Below are 20899 nucleotides of genomic sequence, written 5' to 3' on the forward strand. Positions count from 1 at the left end.
AAAAACTTGCAAGTATCAACGAACAATTGGGAAGGTACGATAGGTTTATTCAAACCTGGAGAATACGCCCGTGCTTGCACCAAAACCGTCCAGCAAAGCTTTTGTACCCTTCGTCAGCGTTGGAAACATGATGCGGCTCGTCCATCGGATCGGTATCGAGACCATGCTGGTTGAGCTGACCGATTCTATCGAGGCAGATTTCCGCCGTTGGGAGTTGTTCGACAAGACGGCCCGCGTGGCGTCGCACTCCACCGATGGCGTCATTGAACTGATGCCCACCTCCGATGGTCAAACCTACGGGTTCAAATACGTCAACGGCCACCCAAAAAACATGGGTCAGGGCCTGCAGACCGTTACGGCCTTCGGCCTTCTGGCGGATGTGGCCACCGGCTACCCCATCCTGTTGACCGAAATGACCATGCTGACGGCGCTCAGAACGGCGGCCACCTCCGCCATGGCTGCCCGCTATCTGGCACCGGCTGGCGCAACGACCATGGCGATGATTGGGAACGGCGCACAGGCAGAATTTCAGGCGCTGGCCATGAAAGCCGTTGTCGGCATCACCACGGTTCGCCTGTATGATATCGATCCTGTGGCCACGGAGAAGACACGGGTCAACCTTGCCGATACCGACTTGAACGTCATCGTTTGCTCCACGGCGCAGTCGGCAATTGAAGGGGCAGACATCATCACCACCTGCACCGCCGACAAACAGTATGCCACGATCCTGACTGACAATATGATTGGCGCGGGCGTGCATATCAACGCCATCGGCGGCGACTGCCCCGGCAAGACTGAACTTCATCCCGATATTCTGCTGCGCTCGGATACCTTTGTTGAATATCCGCCGCAGACATGGATCGAAGGTGAAATTCAGCAGATGCCGAAAGACTATCCGGTAACGGAACTCTGGACCGTCATCACCGGTCAGGCCGAAGGTCGGCGGTCGCAGGACCAGATCACGCTGTTTGACAGTGTCGGTTTCGCAGTCGAGGATTTTTCGGCGCTTCGCTATGTGCACGAGAAGCTGGCGGGCACGGGCCTCTATGAGGATCTGGATATCATCGCCGATCCGGATGAGCCCCGCGACCTGTTCGGCATGTTGCAGCGCGCCAAGTGATTGATGGTTGAGTGAAATGAAAATGCGTTATTCCATCCAGTCCCCGTCTGCGGTCGTCATGGTCCGTCCGCACCACTTTACCGTCAACACCGAAACCGCTATCGACAACAGTTTTCAGGTTGCGACCGATCACGGTGAAGATTTATCCGCCAAGGCCTTTGACGAAATCACGCTGGCGGCAGAGACGCTGCGCAGCCATGGGGTCACCGTCCATCTTTTCGACGACGAAACGACCAGCACGCCGGACTCGGTGTTTCCCAACAACTGGTTTTCCACCCATGCCGGTGGCCATCTGGCGATCTACCCGATGAAGGCGGAAAGCCGCCGCCGGGAACGCCGCAGCGATGTTATCGAGATGCTGAAGGCGCGCTACCGTGTGCAGGATGTCATTGATTATTCCGGGCTGGAGCCTGACGGGCTATTTCTGGAGGGAACGGGCGCCATGGTGCTCGATCATATCGACCGGGTGGCCTATGCTGTCCGTTCTGATCGCACCGACCCCATCGCTCTGGAACGGTTTTGCACCCATTTCAATTTTGAGCCTATGGTGTTTGAAGCCCGCGATGCCAGCGGTTTGCCAATTTACCATACGAACGTATTGATGTGCATCGGCACCAATTTCGCCATGGTCGGCACGGGAATGATCACAGATTCGAAGCGCCGGGCCGAAGTCGTTGGGCGACTGGCGCGCGTTGGCCGTTCCATCGTCGAACTCAGCAACGATCAGATCGCACAATTTGCAGGCAATGCCTTGGAGCTCCAGGGTCGTGATGGCCGCATTCTGGCCCTGTCCACCACCGCGCTCGCCTCGCTGAGCGCAGAACAACGCTCCGTGATCGAAGACAGCGCCAAACTCGTGCCGCTTGACATCACAACCATCGAGCGGGCTGGCGGTTCGGTGCGCTGCACGCTGGCCGGTATTCACCTGACGCCACGGTCAGAATGATCCATCAATCAAAAGGCCCGCCTCGCGGCGGGCCTCTCCATCCTCAGCCTTGCGGCACCGCTGCCTGCCGCACCAGCACGCCGAGCGCCGTGGTGATCAGTCGGGCGAAGGTCAGTGCGCCGATCTCGCTGACATCACGCTCCGGCATGAACTCCACAAAATCCATCGCCGCGATGCGCCCCTTCGATGCGGCGCCTTTGATCAGGTCTACTGCCTGATAATAGCTGAGGCCGCCCGGGGCACGACCAATGACGCCCGGTATCAACGCAGGGTCGAGCGCGTCCGCGTCAATGCAGATAATGACATTGCTGCCGTCAGGGATCAGATCGATGACGGACTGCACGCCTTGTTTGTGCAACTCATAGGCGGTGACAAAGGTTACGCCCCACGCAACGGCGTCTTCGTAATCGGTCGTAGCAGCCGAGCCGATGCCTCTGGCACCAACCTGAATGATGCGTTCCACGTGCTCCATTTCGGAAGCGCGGCGCATGGTGGACGACAAGCCTTGCCGTTCGCCCATATGCACTTCCCGCCAGTCGATATGCGCGTCAATTTGCAGAATGGTGAACTTTTTACCGCCCGATGCCGCGCCAAGCGCCTCGATCATGGGAATGGGAATGGAATCATCGCCACCCAGAAGCACCGGCACCGCGCCACGGCGAACCATGGTGGACACCGCATCGGCAATTTTCTGGCGGTTGGCCGCGCCATCTGTTTCGTCGAAAGACAAGTCGCCGCAGTCGACGGGGCGCAGGTCCGGGTCTGGAAAGACTGGCCCGCCGTGGTCGAAATCATGCCGATCCACATTCGCAGTGAGCGAACCGGTTGCCCGCCGCAGCGCGTCGGGCGCATTCCGGCAATAGGCTCCAACGGATGCGTAGGGCGTGGCACAGGGTGCGCCGAGCAGCGCCACGGGTGCGGTCAGTGTTTCCAGATCGGAGCAGCTTTTCAGACCCAGAAAAGTGGTGGTATCGGCGGCGGCTCCAAACAGCGCACCGAGATCAGCGTTCGTACCCATAGTGGTCTCCTTCCTTTCGCTTGGGCGTCCAAGCGACTTGACGATGTTGCGAAAAACTCAGCCGATGCGGCTTTGAAGATAGCCGGCCCATCGCTTTTGAACGAGCTGAAACCCTGACACGAGAACAAAGGTCAAGGTCAGGTAGATGGCAGCGGCGGTCATGTACGGCTCAAACTGGATGTAGTCGTTCAACGAAATCTGGCGGGCAACGCCTGTGACTTCCAGCAGCGTCACCGTGCTTGCCAGCGACGTGGCATGCAGCATCATGATCATCTCATTGCCGTACAACGGCAGAGAGCGGGTGAGCATAGCGGGGATGAGAATGCGTCTGGCCTGCGTCCAGCCAGACATGCCGTAGGCACGGGCCGCCTCGATTTCGCCCACGGGAATGGTGCGAAGTCCACCGGCGAAAATCTCGGTCGTGTAGGCCGCCGTATTCAGCACGAACGCCGCCAGCACACAGACCATGGGGCTGGACAACCAGGGCCAGATAACACTGTCGCGGATCAGGCTGAATTGGGCCAGCCCGAAGTAAATGAGAAACAACTGAATGAGCAGGGGTGTACCGCGAAACACAAGCGTATAGGCCAAAACCGTATACTGAACGACACGGTTGTTGCTGTTGCGCAGAAACGCCAGCGGCAGTGCAAGGAAAAACGAGATACCAAGCGACGCGAATGTCAGGAGCAGCGTAAGTTTGGTGCCCTCCAGATAGCGTGGCAGATTGTCTGCAATGATATCCCAGTTCATGGCGACAGCTTTCGATCACCGGCGGTGGAGCGACGGCCCGCGAAGGACAATGCCGCCAGCGACAGGAGCGTGATCATCAGGTAAAAACCTGCTGCAATAAGATAGAATGTGAATGGCTTTCCGGTTGCCTCGGCCGCGCCCTTGGCGCGAAACATGACATCCTGCAAGCCGATCAACGAGACAAGCGCGGTGGCTTTGGCCAGAACCAGCCAGTTATTGGTAAAACCGGGCAGCGCCAGTCGGAACATTTGTGGCAACATGATGCGAAAGAACAGGCGCCGCCGCGTGAGCCCATAGGCTATGGCCGCCTCGATCTGCCCTTTCGGAATGTTTTGCAAAGCTGTTCTAAATGTTTCCGTCATATAGGCCCCGAAAATGAGGCCAAGCGTCGCGATGCCAGCACCAATGGGTGAAAATGCGACGTGCATGTCCCAACCCATGGTTTCCATGATCTGGTTAAGAAACGCGGGCAGGCTGTAAAACACCAGCAGCATCATCACGAGGTCCGGAATACCACGGACGATGAAAGTATAGAGCCCGGCAAGGATGCGCAACGCACGGCTGTCCGACAGCTTGGCAAAGGCTGCTGCCAGCCCCAGTATCGTCGCCAGCACCAGCGACGACGCGGCAACCAGCAGGGTGATCCACCCTGCTGCGAAGATTGCCGTGGCAAACTCCAGAACCATTCCGTTATTCACCGAAATACTTGTCGTTCAGCGCCTTCAGCGTGCCGTTGTCACGAATGGTCGCGAGACCCTGATTGATCTGCTCAACCAGCTTGGTGTTGCGCTTGTTGATGGCAATCGCCACGCCCTCACCAAATTCAGGGGCATCCTTGCCGGTGAGGGCCGGGCCGACCAACTCGTAATCCTTGCCGGAATCGCCCTTCAGAAAGCTGTGGGTGATCTGCGCCTGATAGCTCAAATGCAGGTCCGCGCGACCGGCAGCCAGTTCAAGGTACGGCGCACTGCCGCTATCGTATCGCTTGATGGTGGCCTGCGGATAATGTGCGGTAACGTAAGCGTCCATCGGCGTGCCGGTCTGCACGGCAATGGTCTTGCCCTTCAACCCCTCATCCGTGAACGTGTAATCTGTGCCTTTCTTGCCCACGAAGCGGAAGATCGGATGATCATAGATATCGCTGAACGCAATTACCTTGCGGCGCTTTTCGGTTACGGTCAGCTGCGAAATCAACGCATCGTATTTGCCATCGATCAGGCCGGGGATCATGCCATCCCACGCCGCGTTGGCAATATCGCAATCCAGCTTGGCGGCATCGCAGACGGCCTGCATCAGCTCGACATCGTAACCGACGAGCTTGCCGGACGAGTCGACTGATTCAAACGGGGGAAACGTTGCATCCGTTGCAATCTTCAACGGCTCGGCGGCGGCCATGGAGGTGATGAGTGCGCCCGAGACGGCAAGCGCGGCAAACAGGGATGTCATTGGTAATCTCATGGGTATGTTCCTCTGGGAGTTGGCTCTTGTTTTTATGGGGGTATTGTCTGGCTTGCCGATTGCCGCTAATGCGCCAGCCGGCCTGCCAGAAATTGTTGCAGGCGCGGACTTTGCGCCTGTGTAAAGATCGCGTCCGGTGTGCCTTGTTCTTCCACGCGCCCTTCGTGCAGGTACATGACGCGCGATGAGGCGTGCCGGGCAAAGCCCATTTCGTGGGTCACGACAATCATGGTGCGGCCTTCCTCGGCCAGCGTTTGCATGACTTTCAGCACTTCGCTCACCAGTTCAGGGTCAAGCGCGGACGTCGGCTCGTCAAACAGCATCACATCCGGGTTCATGCTCAAGGCACGGGCAATGGCAACGCGCTGCTGTTGCCCGCCGGACAAATGTGCGGGGTATTTGTGCAGCACCTTCTGATCGAGGCCGACCTTGGCAAGATTGGCTTTCGCGCGCTCTGTCGCTTCCTGCCGGGACAGGCCCAGCACGCTCATGGGCGCTTCCATCACATTTGCCAGCACACTCATGTGCGACCAGAGACAAAAATTCTGAAACACCATGGCCAGCTTGCTGCGTACCCGTTGAAGCTGACGGCGGTCGGTCGGTCGCAAGGCGCCGTCACGGTCCCTGGCGGTGGTCAAAAGCTCGCCATCAATGGAGACCGAACCGGACGTTGGCCGCTCCAGAAAATTGATGCAGCGCAGAAACGTGCTTTTACCCGAGCCGCTGGCACCGATAATGCTGATCACATCACCCGCATGCGCTTCCAGAGAAATCCCTTTCAGAACCTCCAGATCGCCATAGGATTTATGGATATCGACGGCAGCCAGTTTTTGCATGTGTTCGCCTCAGACAGGTTTAATCCCGTTCGTGATGTGTGCCCCCATGGTGACGCAGGATTGATAAACGGGCAAATGACAAATCCTCAGCTCATTCATGACGCCAGATCATGTATCGCGTGGATAAGGTGCCGTCGCGGTGATTTCGCTACGGTCAAGGTTGAACGCACATCAATTCACGATGAGGGGAGCGTATCCCATGATGCTTCCCGGCCAAAACTGGCCAACAGCCAGTGCAGAAACAGCCGAACCCCCGGACGATTGATGCTGGCCGTGTTGCAACTGACATGCCAGCCACCAAACGCATCGATGGAAAAGGAGAAGGGCTTGATGAGTATTCCCCGTTTAAGGTCGCTGGAAGACAGGGTATCGCTGACCAGGGCCACCCCTGTGCCGTGTACCGCCAGATCAATGGCCATGCCCAGATCGCTGCAATACAGATGACGGGTGTGTTGATCGTAGTTCGAAGCCCCGGCTTCGTTAAACCAGCGACGCCATTCCGAACCGTCATCCCAGTGCAACAGGGTCGCGGCCTTGAGATCTGACAGTTGTGAAATTGTCCGACCCAACCGCTCGAACAGCAGTGGGCTGCACATGGGCCCGATGTTGACATGCGCCAGCAGCGTGGACCATCGATCCGCCCAGCCGCCCGAACCGAAGGAGATGCCGACGTCAATGTCGGTCAATTCATGAACGCGCTGGTTTTCGACAAGCCGGACATGACATTCGATGGCGGAATGGTCTTCACAGAAGTCGTAGAGGTTTTTCGCCAGCCACGTATTGGCGAACATGGGTGGACAGGCGATATCGAGGCGACCCTGCACCTGCTCGGCATCTGTCAGGCGAAGAGCGCTGGCCAGAATATCCTGCATGGCGGACGTGACCGTTTTGGCAAAAACCCGCCCGGCATCCGTCAGCACCACGCCTCGGCCAGACTTGATGAACAAGCTGCAACCGAGCGACTCCTCCAGCCGCCGGATCTGATGGCTGACGGCACTGTCGGTCAGGTTGAGCTCACTCGCTGCCTTGGTAAAACTCTGGTGGCGCGCCGCTGCCTCGAAGGTTCTCAAGGTCGGCAGTGGCAAATTTCGAATGCTAGCCAATGTATCTTCAGCCTGTCATCTGGCGTGTACCGTCACGGCAGGGCGTAACCCTCGCCGGACTGACTGTAAAGCGAACCGACCGCTTTAACACTGGCTTTGTCATACATTGTGGAGGCAAAGGTCCGCATCACCGAATGCTCTAACCTCTTGTTTTGTCGCATTGTCCGAACGGTCAAGCGATCCCGCTTTACGTGGAAATCTACGTCCGCCCCTTCCACGGCACAAGCAGGGCTTCGACCAGCTTGACGGCGGCACCGAAGGCAAAGGCGCAGACGGCGATCAGTGCAATGCCGACAAACACCACATCCGTTGCCAGAAACTGCGATGCCGACATGATCATGTAGCCGATGCCGCGATTGGAAGCGATCAGTTCGGCCGCCACAAGCGTGCTCCAGCCAACACCAAGCGCGATGCGAACGCCGGTCAGTATCTCGGGCAGCGCCGTCGGCAATACGATGTGAAAGAACAGTTGCAACCGGCTGGCACCCAGTGAGCGTGCCGCATTGACCCGTTCAATCGGCAGCGCCTTCACTCCTGCCTGCGCGGACAGACAGATGGGCGCAAACATGGCCAGGATCAGGAGGGTGATTTTTGAGGTCTCGCCAATGCCCAGCCAGATGATCATCAGCGGCAGATAGGCAAGCGGCGGTAGCGGCCAGTAGAATTCGATGGGCACATCAAGAATGCCCTTGGCCCACCGGCTGAGGCCCATCAACAGGCCCACCGGAATGGCAACCACAATCGCAAATCCGGCTGCCGTCAGAATGCGAAACAGGCTGGCATAGATATGTTCTCCGAGCGACGCGCCTGCATACCCATCGCGCGCAATCGCGCCAAATTGCGTCAGCACGTCCTGCGGGGTTGGCAGAAACAGGCGCGGCACGACGCCCAGCCGCGTTACCGCCCACCACAGGCAGACAATGGCGATGGCAGTGGCAAGGCTGATCAACAGCGTGGGGCGGCCACTGATGCCAAAGCCCCGCATTGCGACAATCTTCGGCCCTGCCTCCGGCAGCGCTGTTACGACCGTTGAGGGCTGGCTGATCTCACTCATTGTGTCACACTCCTCAACTCATGGGCCCCATGCAGCAGCGCGCGGATTTCCTCGCGCAGGCTGTTGAATTCTGCCGAGGTCTTGATGGCCCGGGAATCACCGGTTTGCGCAAAGCGGCGCACGAAATCCAGATCGAACCGGGCGACGATCCGCCCCGGCCGTGGCGACATCACGATCACATGCGTGCCGAGGAACAACGCTTCCTCCACCGAATGGGTGATAAAGAAGACCCGTTTTCCTGTTCTGGCCCAGACCGACACGAGAAACTCCTGCATCTGCTCGCGCGTCAGGCTGTCCAGCGCACCGAATGGCTCGTCCATCAGCAGCGTATCGGGATCGGCGGCCAGTGCACGGGCAATTCCCACGCGCTGCCGCATCCCGCCCGACAGTTCATAGGGAAACGCCCGGGCAAAATCGCTGAGGCCCACGACGTCCAGCAGGTCTTCGCATCGCCTGGTCTGCTCCGCCCGCGATACGCCGGAAAATTTTAAACCGAGCGCGACGTTGTCGATGACGTTTTTCCACGGCAACAGCGTGTCTTTCTGGAACACGACCCCCCGGTCGGCGCCCGGCTCTGCGACCGGTCGGCCATTGAGCGCAATCGTCCCGCTGGACAGCGGCAGAAACCCGGCAATGGCATTCAGCAGGGTTGATTTTCCGCAGCCAGACGCCCCAAGCGCCACGACAAATCCGCTATCGGGAATGTCGAGCGAGACACGATCCAGCGCATGGACGGTACGGCCATCATCCGTTTTGAAGGTAACACTTGCATGATCTATTGTCAGCATAATCCGCTTTCAGGGGTTGAAGCGCCTGCCGTTAACACGTGGGCAGACGCTTCCGCTTCTCTCACTTACTTGGCAGCGGTCAGTGCATCCGCCGTAACGAAGGCGGCGTAGCTTGGCAGCACTTCGGTAATTTTGCCCTGATCTTTCAAGAACTGCGCCGTATCTTTCAGGATCTTGGCAGCCCCTGAGGCCTCGCCGCCGCCCAGCCAACTGGCCGAGGCCTGTACGTCCGGCGTCAGCAGGTTGAGATTGGTGAGCGCCGAAGCCTGCTGTTCCGCTGTGCCGCCAAGAAGCTTGGCCAATGCCTTGGCATTGTCGCTGTCCGGTCCCCAGGCCGACTTCTCCTTCGCAAATGAAGCGTAGTATGTGTTGATAACGCCTGCGTATTGCTTCAGAAATTCCGGGTTCTCGTCGCTGAACTTGGCAGCGGCAACCCAGGCCGAAAATGTTGGCGAGCCTTTTTCTGCAACCTCCTTGGAGGTGATCAGCACCTTGCCATTTTTTTTCAGTTCGGTCAGGGCCGGATCCCAGACAAAGCCACCATCAATATCGCCCCGGTTGAACCCGGCTACGATTTCAGGTTGTGGAATGGCGAAAACCTGTACGTCCCGTTCGCTAAGGCCCTGTGCCTTGATCAGCGCCAGCAACTGATAGTGATCAGTCGAAACGGGTGCTGCGGCCAGCTTCTTGCCCTTAAGATCACCGAGACTGTTGATGCCGGAGCCATTGCGCACAACCAGCGCCTCGTCGATGCCGGAGATGGACGACAGGTAGAACGCCTTGACGTCGAGACCGCGCGATGTCGCGGCAGCAAACGGGCTGGAGCCGACATAACCGATCTGCACGTCGCCGGACGCAATAGCGGCAAAGATTTCTGCGCCGGAATTGAACTTACGAAAATCGATGTCGTAGCCGGTAACCTTGGCAAATTCTCCGTTGGCGATGGCGACCGAGGAGGGAAGCGCATCGGTCTGATAGGCCACAACCACCTTCTTATCGGCAGCACTGACCGCCACAACAGCCGACAGGCTGGACAGGCCGAACACTGCCGCACCCAAAATTGCTTTAAAAGTCATTGTATCCCTCTGGCCGGATATCACCGGCCCCCCGTTGTTTCCACCGTTGAAGAATAGGCGGAAAGCCGATTTCTCAAACAGCAACAAATCTCTTAATTTTGAGGGGTTGGGAGATAGACTTTGTTGTTTTGGCGAGGGACGCAAAGCTTTCCGACTTCGCGCGCGGATATCGAGATTTTTTCATGCCGCCGGTTTCCTGCAAGGCCGCGCGTATCAGGACGATCCGCATTGCCGTTGTGCCGGACTATTTCCCGCGGTCCAGCAGCCGATGCACAGGGTGCATCCGGTTGGCGAGGCCTGCGGTTATCCCATGAAACCGTATGGGCTGCATATCGGTTACAGGCAGAGGCATATCGCCGTCCATCCGGCGGCCCGCGACCCAGCGGCCAATCTCCTGGCCCAGTGACAAAGACAGCGCCACACCGCGACCGGAATAGACCCCGCCGAAGACAAGGCCGGGCGCCAGCCGGTACAGGCGCGGACGGCGGTCGGGAACGATGGCAAATGTTCCATGCCAGTATTCCTGCACGGTCAAAGGCGTCCGCAATGCGGGAAATGCCTTGCGGAGCAAGCGTTCCACCTTGGCACGCCCCCGGTCCGCCTCGTTGTGCCACAGTGTATGGGTGGCACCGCTTACCAACCGATAATCCCGGTCATAATGGAAATACCGGAGATCGTTGCGCATGTCGGACACAGCCGGGTTGCCGATGAGGATCTGAGCACGCACCTCCTCCGACAAGGGCTCGGTTGCCGCCTGAAACACCCGGAATGGGATCAGGGTTCGCTTCAGTCCCGGCCACAGGTCGCCGCTCAAGGCATTGGTTGCCAGGACCACCTCGTCGGCGGTCACGCTTCCCGCCTCGCTATGCACCCGCCAGCCAGCATCCGTTTTCTCGATCCGCAGGGCCCGCGTGTTCTCAAATATGGTCGCACCTTCCTGCTCCAAGGCGTGCGCCAGGCCGATTGTCAGGGCAAACGGATTAATGTGGCCGGAGTTTTCCACCATCCAGCCGCCAAGATAGGGGCTACCGATGCGCGTGGACACCGCATCGCGATCAAGCCAGGACACCGCCGCGCCAAACGCTTGCCATTCCTCGTAAAACTGCCGGGCACGTTTCAGGGTCGTGTCCGTATGGGCAGGCTGTATCCATCCGTTTTGCACCTGATGCGCATCGATCCCGAACCGCTGCATCAGCCCGAAGGCCACACCCGCTGCGTCGGCAACCATGCAGTTGTACCGGCCACCAACGGTGCGGCCATACACTGCCTCGAACTCGGACGGCGATGCCTTGGAATGGTGGGAGATCACCAGACCATTGTTGCGCCCGGAGGACGCCGAGCCGATCTCGTTGCCTTCCAGCATGATGACGTTCGCGCCACTGTCGCGCGCACCAAGTGCGGCGGCCATGCCGGTGAAGCCACCGCCGACCACGAGAACATCCGTTTTGAGGTCCCCGGCAAGGCGGGGTGCGGTTTTGCGCTGCGCTGCCGTCTTGCGCCAGAGATGCGGGGTTTTCCAGTCATCGTTAACCATGAAGCAAGGTCTCCGATGCGCCGCCGAGAAAATGCTCGCTGATGGCTGCGTGCTCGGCCAGCTCCTGCGCAGGGCCGTGCAGTCTCACGGTGCCGTTGTTCAGCAGATAGGCGTAGTCGCCGCACTCCAGCGCCAGTTGGACATTCTGCTCCACCAGCAGGATCGAAATGCCGGATTTGGACAGGTCCAGCACAATGTGAAAAATCTGCTGGACGATCTTGGGGGCCAGCCCGAGCGATGGCTCATCCAGCATCAGCAGTCTCGGCTCGGCCATCAGCGCGCGCCCAATCGCCAGCATCTGCTGCTGACCGCCCGACATGCGGCTTGCCATGCCGTTGCGACGCTCTTTCAGAATGGGAAACAGGTCGAAGACGTCGCTGCGCAGCGCCTCGAAGCTTTTGCCTGCCCGGCCCACATGGGCCGCAACAAGGTTCTCCTCCACCGTCAGACGCTGGAAGATCTGGCGTCCCTCCGGGCAATGGGCAAGGCCCATGCGCACCACCTGTTCCGGGCGTGCCCCGGTGATGTCGTTGCCGTCAAACAGGATCGTGCCGGATGTGGGGCGCGCGACACCGGAAATGGAGTTGAGGAGCGTGGTCTTGCCTGCGCCGTTCGGCCCCAGCACCACGACGATCTCGTGTTCGTCGATTTCGAGATCGATCGTCTTAAGAACGCCGACGCGCCCGTATCCCGAGCTGAGCCCGGCGATCTTCAGCAGCGGCCTTGATGTCGTCGATGTCATTGGCTGTTCCCAGATAGGCGGTTTGAACGTCGGTACTGGCCTGCACCTCAGCGGGCGTTCCCTCAAAAAGCAGTTTGCCGTGATGCATCACGACGATGCGGTCGCAGAGCGACATGACCAGATCCATGTCATGCTCCACAATGATCATCACCCTTTCGGGGGACTTGAGAGCCGCAAGCCGGCTGGTCAGTTCGGCTGTTTCATGGTGGTTCAACCCGGCGGCGGGCTCATCTAGCAGCAGCACACGCGGATTGGTTACCAGTGCGCGGGCTATTTCCAGCATCCGCTGGCGACCATAGGGAAGGCTTCCGGCTTCAGCCTCCGCGTAGCCCTGCAGATTGAAAAAAGACAGAAGCTCCATACAGGCAGCGCGGCGGCGCGCTTCACGCTCCGTGGCAAACGGCGGCCACAGAATTTCCTTCCACGCCTGCCCAACGGCCTGCGGATAGTAGCAGACCTCCAGATTTTCCAGCACCGTCATCTGGTCGAACAAACGAATGTTCTGGTAGGTCCGGGCAACGCCCTGATTGGCAACCTCAAATTTCTGAAGACCGCAAAGATTGGACCCATCCAGATGGATAGCACCTGAGGACACGGTGTAGGAGCCAGCCGTCATGTTGATCAGCGTGGATTTACCAGCCCCGTTCGGGCCAATAATGCCATGGATCAGGCCGGGGGCAAAAGACGTGGACACGTCATCGATGGCGACATTGCTGCCATAGTGCTTTCTCAAATTCTGGAATGTCAGCGTCATCGTGAAAACAGCCTCCGGATGAGTTTGTCCGGTCCGAATGTGCGCGGTATCATTCCCCCCGGTCGCAGGATGATCAGCACGATCATCAACAGGCCAAGGAACAGCACGCGCCACTCGGCAAATTCACGCAGCACCTCCGGCATGAGAATGAGGATGGCCGCGCCGACGATAACCCCCAGAATGTTGCCGATACCGCCCACGACGATCATCAGAACGATCAACACCGATTCCTGCAACGCGAAGCTTTCAGGGCTGACGAAGCGCTGCGAGGCCGCGAAAATGACGCCTGCAATCGAACCAATCATGGCTGAGGTCGCAAACGCGGTCAGCTTGGCCACCGTGGTGTTGATGCCGATACCGCGGGCCGCATCCTGATCTTCGCGGATGGCGGCCCACGCCTTTCCCAAAATAGACCGTTCCATACGCCAGACGAGCGTGCCGATGACGACGACACAGACAAGCAGGAGCCAGTATATCTCCACTGGCCTTGCCAGTTCGATGCCAGCGACAGACGCCTTGTCCAGCCGGGCAATGCCCTTGGGACCGCCCGTCAGCCAGTCGACATTGTTGACGATGATGCGGATGATCTCGCCGAAACCAAGCGTGACAATTGCCAGATAATCACCCCGCAGCTTCAAAACGGGAATGCCGAGCAGAATACCGGCCATCAAACCCAGACCGGCGGCGATGACGACAATCAGCAGGAATGGCAGGTGAAGGTCGAGCTGGGGACTGGCCAGCAATGCATAGGTATAGGCGCCGACCGCATAGAAGGCGACGAAGCCAAGATCGAGCAGACCGGCATAGCCCACGACAATGTTGAGGCCAATGCCGAGCAGAATATAGATCAGCAGACCATTGACGACCCGAACATAGTAGTTGGGCAGAAACGGTGTGGCGACGAGAAGGGCAAGCGCCGCCAGAACCACCAGCCAGGCCAGAACCTTACTGCCACCGGTCGACACCGGAACGGAAGTATCGATAGAGGACATCAGAATTCCCTCTTATACACCATGCTCTCCTCCGACACCGGCTCGCCGAGAATGCCGGCGGGGCGAACGAGCAGAACAAGGATGAGAATGGCGAAGGCCAGAACGTCGCGATACTCGGTGCCAAGCAAGCCACCGGTCAGCGCTGGAAGCAGGGCGGTGCCCGCGACCTCCACAAATGCCAGAATGAAGGCACCGAGCATGGCACCGGGAATGGAGCCGATGCCGCCGAGAATAGCGGCGGTAAACGCCTTCAGCCCGATGACGGCGCCCATCGTCGGCGACATGATACCGTAGTAGCTGGCGTAGAGAATGCCGCCCGCCGCACCCAGAACCGGCCCTGCGAAGAACACGAGCGAAATGGCGAGATTGACATTGATGCCCAGCAGCTGCGCCGTCGGCCGACTTTCAGACACGGCGCGCACGATAATGCCCGCACGGCTTCGGTTAACCAGTGTGTAGAGGGCAACCATCAAGACAAGGGCGGCGATCAGAATGCCGATCTGCACCGAGGTTACCGTACCGCCCAGAACGTCGAAGCGGGTGGATGGAAAAAAGCTTGGAAAGCCGATGGGTTGCGGACCGGCGACAATCTGCACCGCTGTGACCAGCGACAGCGACACCCCGAGCGACGACAGCATGGGCGCAAGCCGGTTGGAATGGCGCAAAGGCTTGTAGGCCAGACGCTCCACCCCGACCCCGATCAGACCGACCACGATGACGGCAGCAAAAAACACCAGCGCGAGAATGACGACACCGGCATTGCCGATATCGCCAATCAGCAGCGTCAGAATAACAAAAGCAGCATAAGCGCCCAGCATGAACATTTCGCCATGGGCGAAGTTGATCATGCGAAGCACACCGTAGACCATCGTATAACCGAGCGCGATCAGGGCATAGATCGAGCCGATGGTCAGGGCGTTGAAAACCTGTTGGATGATAGTTCCAAGCATTGTGGACCCTGTCCGTATACGCCCTTGGGGCATGGATAGGATGCGCGGCCGTCATGACACCATGAACCGCAGCCGCGCGATGGCAGCGGCACCCCCAAGGGGGTGCCGGGAGCATCTCAGCCCTATTTGGAACCCGCAAGCACGAACTTGTCGCCTTCCACCCGGTAAAGGTAGGAGGGTGCGACCTTCAGTTCACCCACGTCATCAAATTCCAGCGTGCCGATGGCCGTATCGGCCTTCACGGCGTGCAGCGCGTCGTTCATGTCTTCGCGCGTCAGGTCCTTTGTGGATTTCAGGACCGATTCCAGCAACTGGCCCTGAACATAACCATAGATGGAATAGGGGCCGGGTTCCTGACCGTATTTGTCCTTGTAAGCTTTCGCAAATTCGGCAATGGCAGGCGACGCGTCGGTTGGCGGTGCCTGAATGGCAACCAGCGTACCCTGCACATTGGCCTCACCGGCCTGCGCGATGAGATCGGGCGTATAGCCACCGTCGGGAATGAGAAGCGTTGCTTTCACGCCTTGTTCGTGCAGTTGCTTGGCAAACAGGGCGAGCTGAGGCATGACAGCGCCGAGATAGATGACATCCGGATTCTTCGTCTTGACCTGTGCCAGCACAGCGGAGAAATCCACGTCTGTGGGCGATACCGAAAGCGTATCAAGAACCTTGCCGCCACCTTCGGTGAAATTCTTGCCGAAGATCTCTGAAATGCCCTGACCGAAAACCTGCTTGTCGTTGACGATGACAGCAGTTTTGGCAGACAGTTTCTGCAAGGCGTATTCTGCGGGTAGCAATGCACCGGCAAAATCGTTGGCAACCGGACGCACCATGAATTTGTAGCCCTGCTGCGTGAGCGAAGGGTTCGATCCAAAGGTCATGGTCGGAAACGAGCAATCCTCATAGATGGGCAGCGTCGACTGGGCCACACCGGAATTGAAATTGACGATACCGAGCAGTACGTCGTCATTGTCACAGAATTTCTGCGCCACAAGCGTGCCCTGGCGCGGGTCGGCCTGGTCATCCTCCTGCTGGATTTTCACGGTCACGCCGTTGACACCGCCAGCGGCATTCAGCTTGTCGATATAGAGCTTGAAACCGTTGTGCCAGGTTGTCCCGAAAAACGCCTGAGGGCCTGAAATCGGCCCTGCCAGACCAATGGTGATATCTCTGGCCGCAGCCGGTGCGGCAATAACTGCTGCGCCCAGCGCCAGCGATGCGATGAACTTCATTGTGTTCCCCTTTTCTATCCAATCGCGGTCGGTAGGCCGTTCCGGTCTCTTGCCGATGACCCATGGAACCAGACAAAGACAAGGCTGTCAAGAAAGTGTCGACACTATTGCGTTCAATTTATCGATGGCGTAATCAAAACCATGCTGCTGTGCGGCAGACGGCCGATTGCGGGCGCGACCAGCGGGCTTGCGGGGGTTCCAGAATCAGACAGCGCGCCGTCTGGCGCGCTTGGTATCGGCCACCGGAGGCGAATAAACCTTCAGCAGCGCGTCTTTAAGCGCCTGCTGCGTAGCGGAGACTGTCAACTCAATATGCTGACGCAACAAACGCATTCCACCCTCCGCGTCACGAGCGATCGCCGCATCGACGATGGCCGAATGCGAGGCCACCTGACTGAGATCGTGACTGCGGTGCTCGATTTGTATGCGCCGGATGAACCGGATTCGGGCATTAATGGCCGCCAGTTGATTAATAAGCTCCGGATTGCCCGAAAGTTCGGCAATCAGCAGGTGAAATCCTTCGTCTTCGGCCAGAATTGTATCGGCAGGCTGCTCGCGATAGCCATCGACGATGGCGCTCCAGTAGAGCCTGAGGCGCTCGATCTGGTCGTCCTCCGCGCGCTCGCACATCAGGCGAAAGGCAGCGCATTCGATGATCGACCGCAGTTCATACAGATCGATCAACCCTTCTGTGCTGAGACTGCGAACGAAAAAACCACGGTTTGGCGTCAGCGAAACGAACCCTTCGGATGCAAGCCGGTTCAAGGCTTCGCGAATCGGCGTTCGGGAAACACCGAAGGTTTTCGCCAGTTGAACCTCGTTGATTCGCTCCTCCGGCTTCAATTTGAACTCAACCAGAAGCTTGCGAATCGTATTGTACGCGCGTTCGCTGCTATCGGCAGAGCGACGGGTTTCGGTATCGCCGTCTGTTGGGGCGTCGTCAGTGGCGGTAAAAAAGCTTTGTTCGTTCATGGCAGACCCGTCCGGCGCATCGACGTGTATTGTCGACACCTGTTTGTGCATCCTTGTTTACGAAGTTGAGCGCGTTTGCAACACCCAGAGCATGTCCAGTCGAAGCGGGATCGCTTCGGCTTCGGTCAATGCGGTAAAACAAAAGTATAGAAGGTTGGAGGAGAGGTTTACATGACTGTTGGTTTTTTGGGCGTCGGGCATCTGGCGTCAGCTCTCGTTGCCGGGCTCATGCGCGCCGGGGTGCCTGCGCACACCCTTCTGCTCTCGCCGCGTGGACGCGCATCACAGCTTTCCAGCCTTTACGGTATAGACGTTGCCGAGAGTAATGCGGAACTGGTGCGCCGGTGTGATACGATTGTTCTGGCTGTTCGGCCACAGGATGCGGCCCGTGCGGTATCCGTTCAGCCCTGGCGTGATGATCAGGTGGTGATTTCGGTGTGCGCAGGCGTCCCGCTTGCAAGCCTCCCCGTCGCACCGGCGCGGCTGGTGCGCGCCATGCCGTTGACCGCCGCGGAGATCGCTGCCAGCCCCACCGTGTTCTTTCCCGATATCGGACAAGCCCGCCAACTCATCGAAAAGCTCGGGCCTGCCCTGGCCTTGCGTAGTGAGACGGAGTTCGAAATCGCCACCGTTAACGCCGCCATCTACGGCTGGGCGCAGACGCTCATTCGCCAGAGTGTGGAGTGGTGCGTGGCGCAGGGCACGGATGCGGCCATGACACGCCAACTGGTGGCGCAGACATTCGTCGCCGCAGGCCGCTTGATTGCCGAGCGGGATGAGCCGATGGACGATATGTTGACCGAACTGGTTACGCCGGGCGGCATTACGGAACTCGGTCTCACCGTTCTCAATGCTGGTCAACAGCCCGCAGTGTGGACGAAGGCTTGTGAAGCGGTACTGGCGCGGCTTCAGGAGCCCGCGTCGGGTGCTGGCGGGTAGACATAGCTGCCGGTTGCCTGCTCGCTGGGTGACAGGATCAGCTCGGCGATATCTGCATGATCGGGAAGCTTGAGGGCTGCAAGCAGAACGGAGGCGATATCGGCGGGCTGCAACGGCCGCTGATGCGTGTACATCTTTTCCCGCAGGTTTTTTACATCACCGTCGAACGCTTGCGTGTAAAACTCTGTCTCCACCCGTCCGGGCGCAATCTCGGTCAACCGAACGCCGGTTCCGGCGAGATCGTAGCGCAGAACCCGGCCCGCTTGCGATAATCCGGCTTTGGCAGCGGCATAGGCGGTGGTGCCGGGAAACACGGAAGACGCGGCGGTGGTGGTCAGATTGAAGATGTGGCCGCAGCGACGCGCAATCATACCCGGTGCCAGCAGGCGAATAAGGTGCAGCGGCGCGGTCAGGTTCAGCGCGATGACCTCGCTCGTCTCCTCTGCCGTTTGCTCGTAGAGCGGTTTGACCGTCGCCAGACCTCCGGCATTGTTGACCAGAATATCAATATCGACCGATGCCAGCGCGTGATGGATCTGCGCGTGGTCGCGCACATCGGCCACCAGCGGTTTCAGCCGGGGGCCGAGCCTTTCCGCCAGCGCGTCGAGCGCGTCCGCGTGGCGGCCGAGGGCGTAGACCGTCAGTCCCTCCTCAACCAGTCCTTCAGCAATGGCGGCACCGATTCCCTTTGAGCCACCCGTAACGAGTGCCGTGCGGTATTTCATGAAATCACCCTTTGCTGAATGGAGAGCATTTTCGCGTTAAACCGACATGCTCTGGTTCACAATGCGCCGTGCTGGCGGATGGTTTGCAAAATCGCCACCAGTCCGGCATCACGTTCGTCCTTAAGCTGGTTCTGAGTGCGGGTTCCAACGGCTGCGGCGGTGGAGGCGGTAACGGCGGCAACCGTTGGCGCGTCGAGCGTTGCGTCCGAAAGTGTGTCCCAGATGGCCTGATAGGTCGGTCCATATTTCGTCAGAAAGTCTTCCATACCGCTGGCATTCAGTTGGTTGGAAATGAACGCCCCTTGCAGCGTCCATTTCGGACCCGGACCGTAGATAAAGGCACGGTCGACATCCTCGACCGAGGCGACGCCATCGCGCACAAGGGCAACGGCCTCCCGCCACATGGCCCCCATCAGCCGCAATGCCAGATGACCGGTGATCTCGCGGTTCATGACAACAGGCTTCTTGCCCATGGTCTCATAGAGATGGCGCGCGGTTTCCAGCGCGGACGGCTCTGTCTTTGCTCCCCCGACAATCTCAACCAGCGGCATCAGATGCACGGGGTTGAAGGGATGACCCAGCACGATGCGGGCGGGAAAGCGGCACGCGCTCTGCATGTCGGACACCAGAAGGGCCGATGATGACGACGCGATGACGACATCGGCGGCCACATGCCGTTCGATCTCGCACAGAAGCTCGCGCTTCAGGCCGATATCCTCGGGGCCGTTTTCCTGCACGAAGTCGACATCGGCCAGAGCGTCTCCCATGTCGGAAAAAAACCGGATGGGTCCCGGCGTGACACCGGGAAACAGCGCATCGAGATCGGCAGTCAGTTGCACTGACGCGGCCTGAAACGCCGCTTCGCTGGCCGGGTCAGGGTCGTAGGCATGCACGGTATGCCCCGCATGGGCAAAGGCAGCCGCCCAGCGCTGGCCGATGACGCCGAAGCCGACAATCCCGACAACCGCGACAGGGCCGATTGTTGTGCGATCCATAGCCTTATCCTTTTCCATCGACAGCGGTTCGAAATGCCGTGTTCAGGTCATTCCACGGAATCAGCAGATCTATCCACGCACCGATGCGACCGGCAACGATGATGGCCTCGTCTACCACCGCCCGGAAATCGAGCGGCTCGTGCATGGCGTCTTCCAGCCGGAACAGCAAAGCCGGGGTCTGGTCCATGTGGCAGAAATCGCGCAGGCGTGTCGCGGTCTTATTCAGCGCCAGTGCCGCCGCAACCCGGAGCGCAGCCTCATCCTGCTTTCCGCGTGCCGCGCGCACCCACCACAGAAACTCGTGCAACACACGCGCTTCCCCTTCGGCAGCAAAGACCGGCCCCGCCGGGTGCATGATGGCGCGCGATGCCGTAAGCTTCGAAATATCGGCTGGGCAGGCCGCCCACAGCGCCTGGCGGGCCGCGACAATGTCGTCGGGCAGAACCGGCTGAGGTTCAGATCGCTCCGGTGCCTGCCCCTCCAGGGACAGTTGCCCGCACAGCGTGCGCTGACCCTGCTCGCCCTTGAGTTTGGCGGCCAGCGCGGTGATGCCCTCGATCGGTGCGTCGAGCTTGCCGAGCAGCGTGACTTGCGCTGTCTCAGCCTGCAAGGGCGCAAAGGTGATTTCCAGAAACTGGCGCACGGGCCAGTACAGGAAGGCCCCTGCGGGCGCATCCAGCACATCGGTTGCGCCCTCCACATCCTCGACAAAGGGCGCGTGCCAGTAGATGTGACTGCCAGCAATCTTGGGCGTATGCAACTGAAGTTGCAGCGGAAGGCTGCGCAGAAGCGCACTGCGCGTGCGCTCTGCAGGTCCCGTCAACTGAATGGGCCAGCTTTGCCCATCGGCAGAAAAAACAAGATGCATCTTAAGCATTTCCAGTAAAAGTGCGAAGCGGTTTTACGCCCGGACAA

General features: G+C 59.1%; 22 protein-coding genes. 3 read left to right on the top strand and 19 right to left on the bottom strand.

The genetic code is table 11. The features are described from left to right. The first annotated feature begins 70 nt into the window (after positions 1-70). The gene (locus tag IFT84_RS16545; protein WP_192121334.1) at positions 71-1120 is read left to right on the top strand and encodes an ornithine cyclodeaminase; all 1050 of its coding nucleotides are present in this window, start codon (positions 71-73) and stop codon (positions 1118-1120) included. 16 nt (positions 1121-1136) lie between these two features. Beyond that, positions 1137-2066: a citrulline utilization hydrolase CtlX gene (gene ctlX, locus IFT84_RS16550; RefSeq protein WP_192121336.1), complete on the top strand. Its 930-nt coding sequence runs from the start codon at positions 1137-1139 to the stop codon at positions 2064-2066. A gap of 43 nt (positions 2067-2109) precedes the next feature. Here ctlX and IFT84_RS16555 read toward each other — a convergent pair whose 3' ends face one another. The 16 genes from IFT84_RS16555 to IFT84_RS16630 form a co-directional block, all read right to left on the bottom strand. Beyond that, positions 2110-3084, bottom strand: a complete 975-nt coding sequence (locus IFT84_RS16555) for an arginase family protein (protein WP_192121338.1) — start codon at positions 3082-3084, stop codon at positions 2110-2112. 57 nt (positions 3085-3141) lie between these two features. After that, positions 3142-3834, bottom strand: coding sequence for an ABC transporter permease (locus IFT84_RS16560; RefSeq protein WP_192121340.1), 693 nt, complete (start codon positions 3832-3834; stop codon positions 3142-3144). Beyond that, on the bottom strand, positions 3831-4532 hold the full coding sequence (locus IFT84_RS16565) for an ABC transporter permease subunit (RefSeq protein ID WP_206757417.1): 702 nt from the start codon (positions 4530-4532) through the stop codon (positions 3831-3833). Before IFT84_RS16565 ends, IFT84_RS16560 begins: the two co-directional genes overlap by 4 nt. Continuing rightward, on the bottom strand, positions 4525-5292 hold the full coding sequence (locus IFT84_RS16570; protein WP_197975584.1) for a transporter substrate-binding domain-containing protein: 768 nt from the start codon (positions 5290-5292) through the stop codon (positions 4525-4527). The genes IFT84_RS16565 and IFT84_RS16570 overlap by 8 nt, the downstream gene beginning before the upstream one ends. A 65-nt stretch (positions 5293-5357) precedes the next feature. Beyond that, positions 5358-6128 (bottom strand): ABC transporter ATP-binding protein, encoded by a 771-nt coding sequence (locus IFT84_RS16575; RefSeq protein ID WP_192121344.1) that lies wholly within the window; start codon positions 6126-6128, stop codon positions 5358-5360. Between the two features lie 176 nt (positions 6129-6304). Further along, the gene (locus tag IFT84_RS16580; protein WP_192121346.1) at positions 6305-7231 is read right to left on the bottom strand and encodes a LysR substrate-binding domain-containing protein; all 927 of its coding nucleotides are present in this window, start codon (positions 7229-7231) and stop codon (positions 6305-6307) included. Positions 7232-7430: 199 nt separating this feature from the next. Beyond that, a complete protein-coding gene (locus tag IFT84_RS16585; RefSeq protein ID WP_192121348.1) occupies positions 7431-8285 on the bottom strand; it encodes an ABC transporter permease subunit in 855 nt (284 codons plus the stop codon). Next, positions 8282-9073, bottom strand: a complete 792-nt coding sequence (locus IFT84_RS16590; protein ID WP_192121350.1) for a taurine ABC transporter ATP-binding protein — start codon at positions 9071-9073, stop codon at positions 8282-8284. Before IFT84_RS16590 ends, IFT84_RS16585 begins: the two co-directional genes overlap by 4 nt. 65 nt (positions 9074-9138) lie before the next feature. Next, positions 9139-10149 (bottom strand): taurine ABC transporter substrate-binding protein, encoded by a 1011-nt coding sequence (gene tauA, locus IFT84_RS16595; RefSeq protein ID WP_192121352.1) that lies wholly within the window; start codon positions 10147-10149, stop codon positions 9139-9141. Positions 10150-10393: 244 nt separating this feature from the next. Beyond that, on the bottom strand, positions 10394-11683 hold the full coding sequence (locus IFT84_RS16600; protein ID WP_192121354.1) for an NAD(P)/FAD-dependent oxidoreductase: 1290 nt from the start codon (positions 11681-11683) through the stop codon (positions 10394-10396). After that, entirely contained in the window at positions 11676-12425 is a 750-nt protein-coding gene (locus IFT84_RS16605; RefSeq protein WP_197975585.1) for an ABC transporter ATP-binding protein, read from the bottom strand. The genes IFT84_RS16600 and IFT84_RS16605 overlap by 8 nt, the downstream gene beginning before the upstream one ends. After that, positions 12349-13179, bottom strand: a complete 831-nt coding sequence (locus IFT84_RS16610; protein ID WP_192121356.1) for an ABC transporter ATP-binding protein — start codon at positions 13177-13179, stop codon at positions 12349-12351. Before IFT84_RS16610 ends, IFT84_RS16605 begins: the two co-directional genes overlap by 77 nt. Continuing rightward, positions 13176-14171, bottom strand: coding sequence for a branched-chain amino acid ABC transporter permease (locus IFT84_RS16615; RefSeq protein WP_192121358.1), 996 nt, complete (start codon positions 14169-14171; stop codon positions 13176-13178). Before IFT84_RS16615 ends, IFT84_RS16610 begins: the two co-directional genes overlap by 4 nt. Beyond that, on the bottom strand, positions 14171-15121 hold the full coding sequence (locus IFT84_RS16620) for a branched-chain amino acid ABC transporter permease (RefSeq protein ID WP_192121360.1): 951 nt from the start codon (positions 15119-15121) through the stop codon (positions 14171-14173). Before IFT84_RS16620 ends, IFT84_RS16615 begins: the two co-directional genes overlap by 1 nt. A gap of 122 nt (positions 15122-15243) precedes the next feature. Next, a complete protein-coding gene (locus IFT84_RS16625) occupies positions 15244-16353 on the bottom strand; it encodes a branched-chain amino acid ABC transporter substrate-binding protein (RefSeq protein ID WP_192121362.1) in 1110 nt (369 codons plus the stop codon). A gap of 204 nt (positions 16354-16557) precedes the next feature. Further along, the gene (locus tag IFT84_RS16630) at positions 16558-17364 is read right to left on the bottom strand and encodes an FCD domain-containing protein (RefSeq protein WP_192121364.1); all 807 of its coding nucleotides are present in this window, start codon (positions 17362-17364) and stop codon (positions 16558-16560) included. Between the two features lie 132 nt (positions 17365-17496). Here IFT84_RS16630 and IFT84_RS16635 point away from each other — a divergent pair, with 132 nt between their 5' ends. Beyond that, positions 17497-18264 (top strand): pyrroline-5-carboxylate reductase family protein, encoded by a 768-nt coding sequence (locus tag IFT84_RS16635; RefSeq protein WP_192121366.1) that lies wholly within the window; start codon positions 17497-17499, stop codon positions 18262-18264. On the opposite strand, the gene IFT84_RS16640 is transcribed toward IFT84_RS16635, so the two are convergent. From IFT84_RS16640 to IFT84_RS16650, 3 genes are read right to left on the bottom strand one after another with little or no spacing between them, the layout of a single operon-like run. Next, positions 18234-18989, bottom strand: coding sequence for an SDR family oxidoreductase (locus IFT84_RS16640; protein ID WP_192121368.1), 756 nt, complete (start codon positions 18987-18989; stop codon positions 18234-18236). The two genes, IFT84_RS16635 and IFT84_RS16640, sit on opposite strands and share 31 nt — an antisense overlap. 56 nt (positions 18990-19045) lie before the next feature. After that, positions 19046-19984, bottom strand: coding sequence for a 3-hydroxyacyl-CoA dehydrogenase NAD-binding domain-containing protein (locus IFT84_RS16645; RefSeq protein ID WP_192121370.1), 939 nt, complete (start codon positions 19982-19984; stop codon positions 19046-19048). Positions 19985-19988: 4 nt separating this feature from the next. Beyond that, positions 19989-20852, bottom strand: coding sequence for a hypothetical protein (locus IFT84_RS16650; protein WP_192121372.1), 864 nt, complete (start codon positions 20850-20852; stop codon positions 19989-19991). Positions 20853-20899 lie beyond the last annotated feature (47 nt).

Origin of the sequence: Rhizobium sp. CFBP 8762, assembly GCF_014841565.1 — a bacterium.
In the GTDB taxonomy this organism is placed as follows: domain Bacteria; phylum Pseudomonadota; class Alphaproteobacteria; order Rhizobiales; family Rhizobiaceae; genus CFBP-8762.

What these genes read in the sequence shown, in the direction of transcription:
- ctlX (WP_192121336.1), top strand. Translation starts at nt 1,137, where the DNA reads ATGAAAATGCGTTATTCCATCCAGTCCCCGTCTGCGGTCGTCATGGTC.
- IFT84_RS16555 (WP_192121338.1), bottom strand. Translation starts at nt 3,084, where the DNA reads ATGGGTACGAACGCTGATCTCGGTGCGCTGTTTGGAGCCGCCGCCGAT.
- IFT84_RS16560 (WP_192121340.1), bottom strand. Translation starts at nt 3,834, where the DNA reads ATGAACTGGGATATCATTGCAGACAATCTGCCACGCTATCTGGAGGGC.
- IFT84_RS16570 (WP_197975584.1), bottom strand. Translation starts at nt 5,292, where the DNA reads ATGAGATTACCAATGACATCCCTGTTTGCCGCGCTTGCCGTCTCGGGC.
- IFT84_RS16575 (WP_192121344.1), bottom strand. Translation starts at nt 6,128, where the DNA reads ATGCAAAAACTGGCTGCCGTCGATATCCATAAATCCTATGGCGATCTG.
- IFT84_RS16585 (WP_192121348.1), bottom strand. Translation starts at nt 8,285, where the DNA reads ATGAGTGAGATCAGCCAGCCCTCAACGGTCGTAACAGCGCTGCCGGAG.
- IFT84_RS16590 (WP_192121350.1), bottom strand. Translation starts at nt 9,073, where the DNA reads ATGCTGACAATAGATCATGCAAGTGTTACCTTCAAAACGGATGATGGC.
- tauA (WP_192121352.1), bottom strand. Translation starts at nt 10,149, where the DNA reads ATGACTTTTAAAGCAATTTTGGGTGCGGCAGTGTTCGGCCTGTCCAGC.
- IFT84_RS16600 (WP_192121354.1), bottom strand. Translation starts at nt 11,683, where the DNA reads ATGGTTAACGATGACTGGAAAACCCCGCATCTCTGGCGCAAGACGGCA.
- IFT84_RS16605 (WP_197975585.1), bottom strand. Translation starts at nt 12,425, where the DNA reads ATGACATCGACGACATCAAGGCCGCTGCTGAAGATCGCCGGGCTCAGC.
- IFT84_RS16610 (WP_192121356.1), bottom strand. Translation starts at nt 13,179, where the DNA reads ATGACGCTGACATTCCAGAATTTGAGAAAGCACTATGGCAGCAATGTC.
- IFT84_RS16615 (WP_192121358.1), bottom strand. Translation starts at nt 14,171, where the DNA reads ATGTCCTCTATCGATACTTCCGTTCCGGTGTCGACCGGTGGCAGTAAG.
- IFT84_RS16620 (WP_192121360.1), bottom strand. Translation starts at nt 15,121, where the DNA reads ATGCTTGGAACTATCATCCAACAGGTTTTCAACGCCCTGACCATCGGC.
- IFT84_RS16625 (WP_192121362.1), bottom strand. Translation starts at nt 16,353, where the DNA reads ATGAAGTTCATCGCATCGCTGGCGCTGGGCGCAGCAGTTATTGCCGCA.
- IFT84_RS16635 (WP_192121366.1), top strand. Translation starts at nt 17,497, where the DNA reads ATGACTGTTGGTTTTTTGGGCGTCGGGCATCTGGCGTCAGCTCTCGTT.
- IFT84_RS16640 (WP_192121368.1), bottom strand. Translation starts at nt 18,989, where the DNA reads ATGAAATACCGCACGGCACTCGTTACGGGTGGCTCAAAGGGAATCGGT.
- IFT84_RS16645 (WP_192121370.1), bottom strand. Translation starts at nt 19,984, where the DNA reads ATGGATCGCACAACAATCGGCCCTGTCGCGGTTGTCGGGATTGTCGGC.
- IFT84_RS16650 (WP_192121372.1), bottom strand. Translation starts at nt 20,852, where the DNA reads ATGCATCTTGTTTTTTCTGCCGATGGGCAAAGCTGGCCCATTCAGTTG.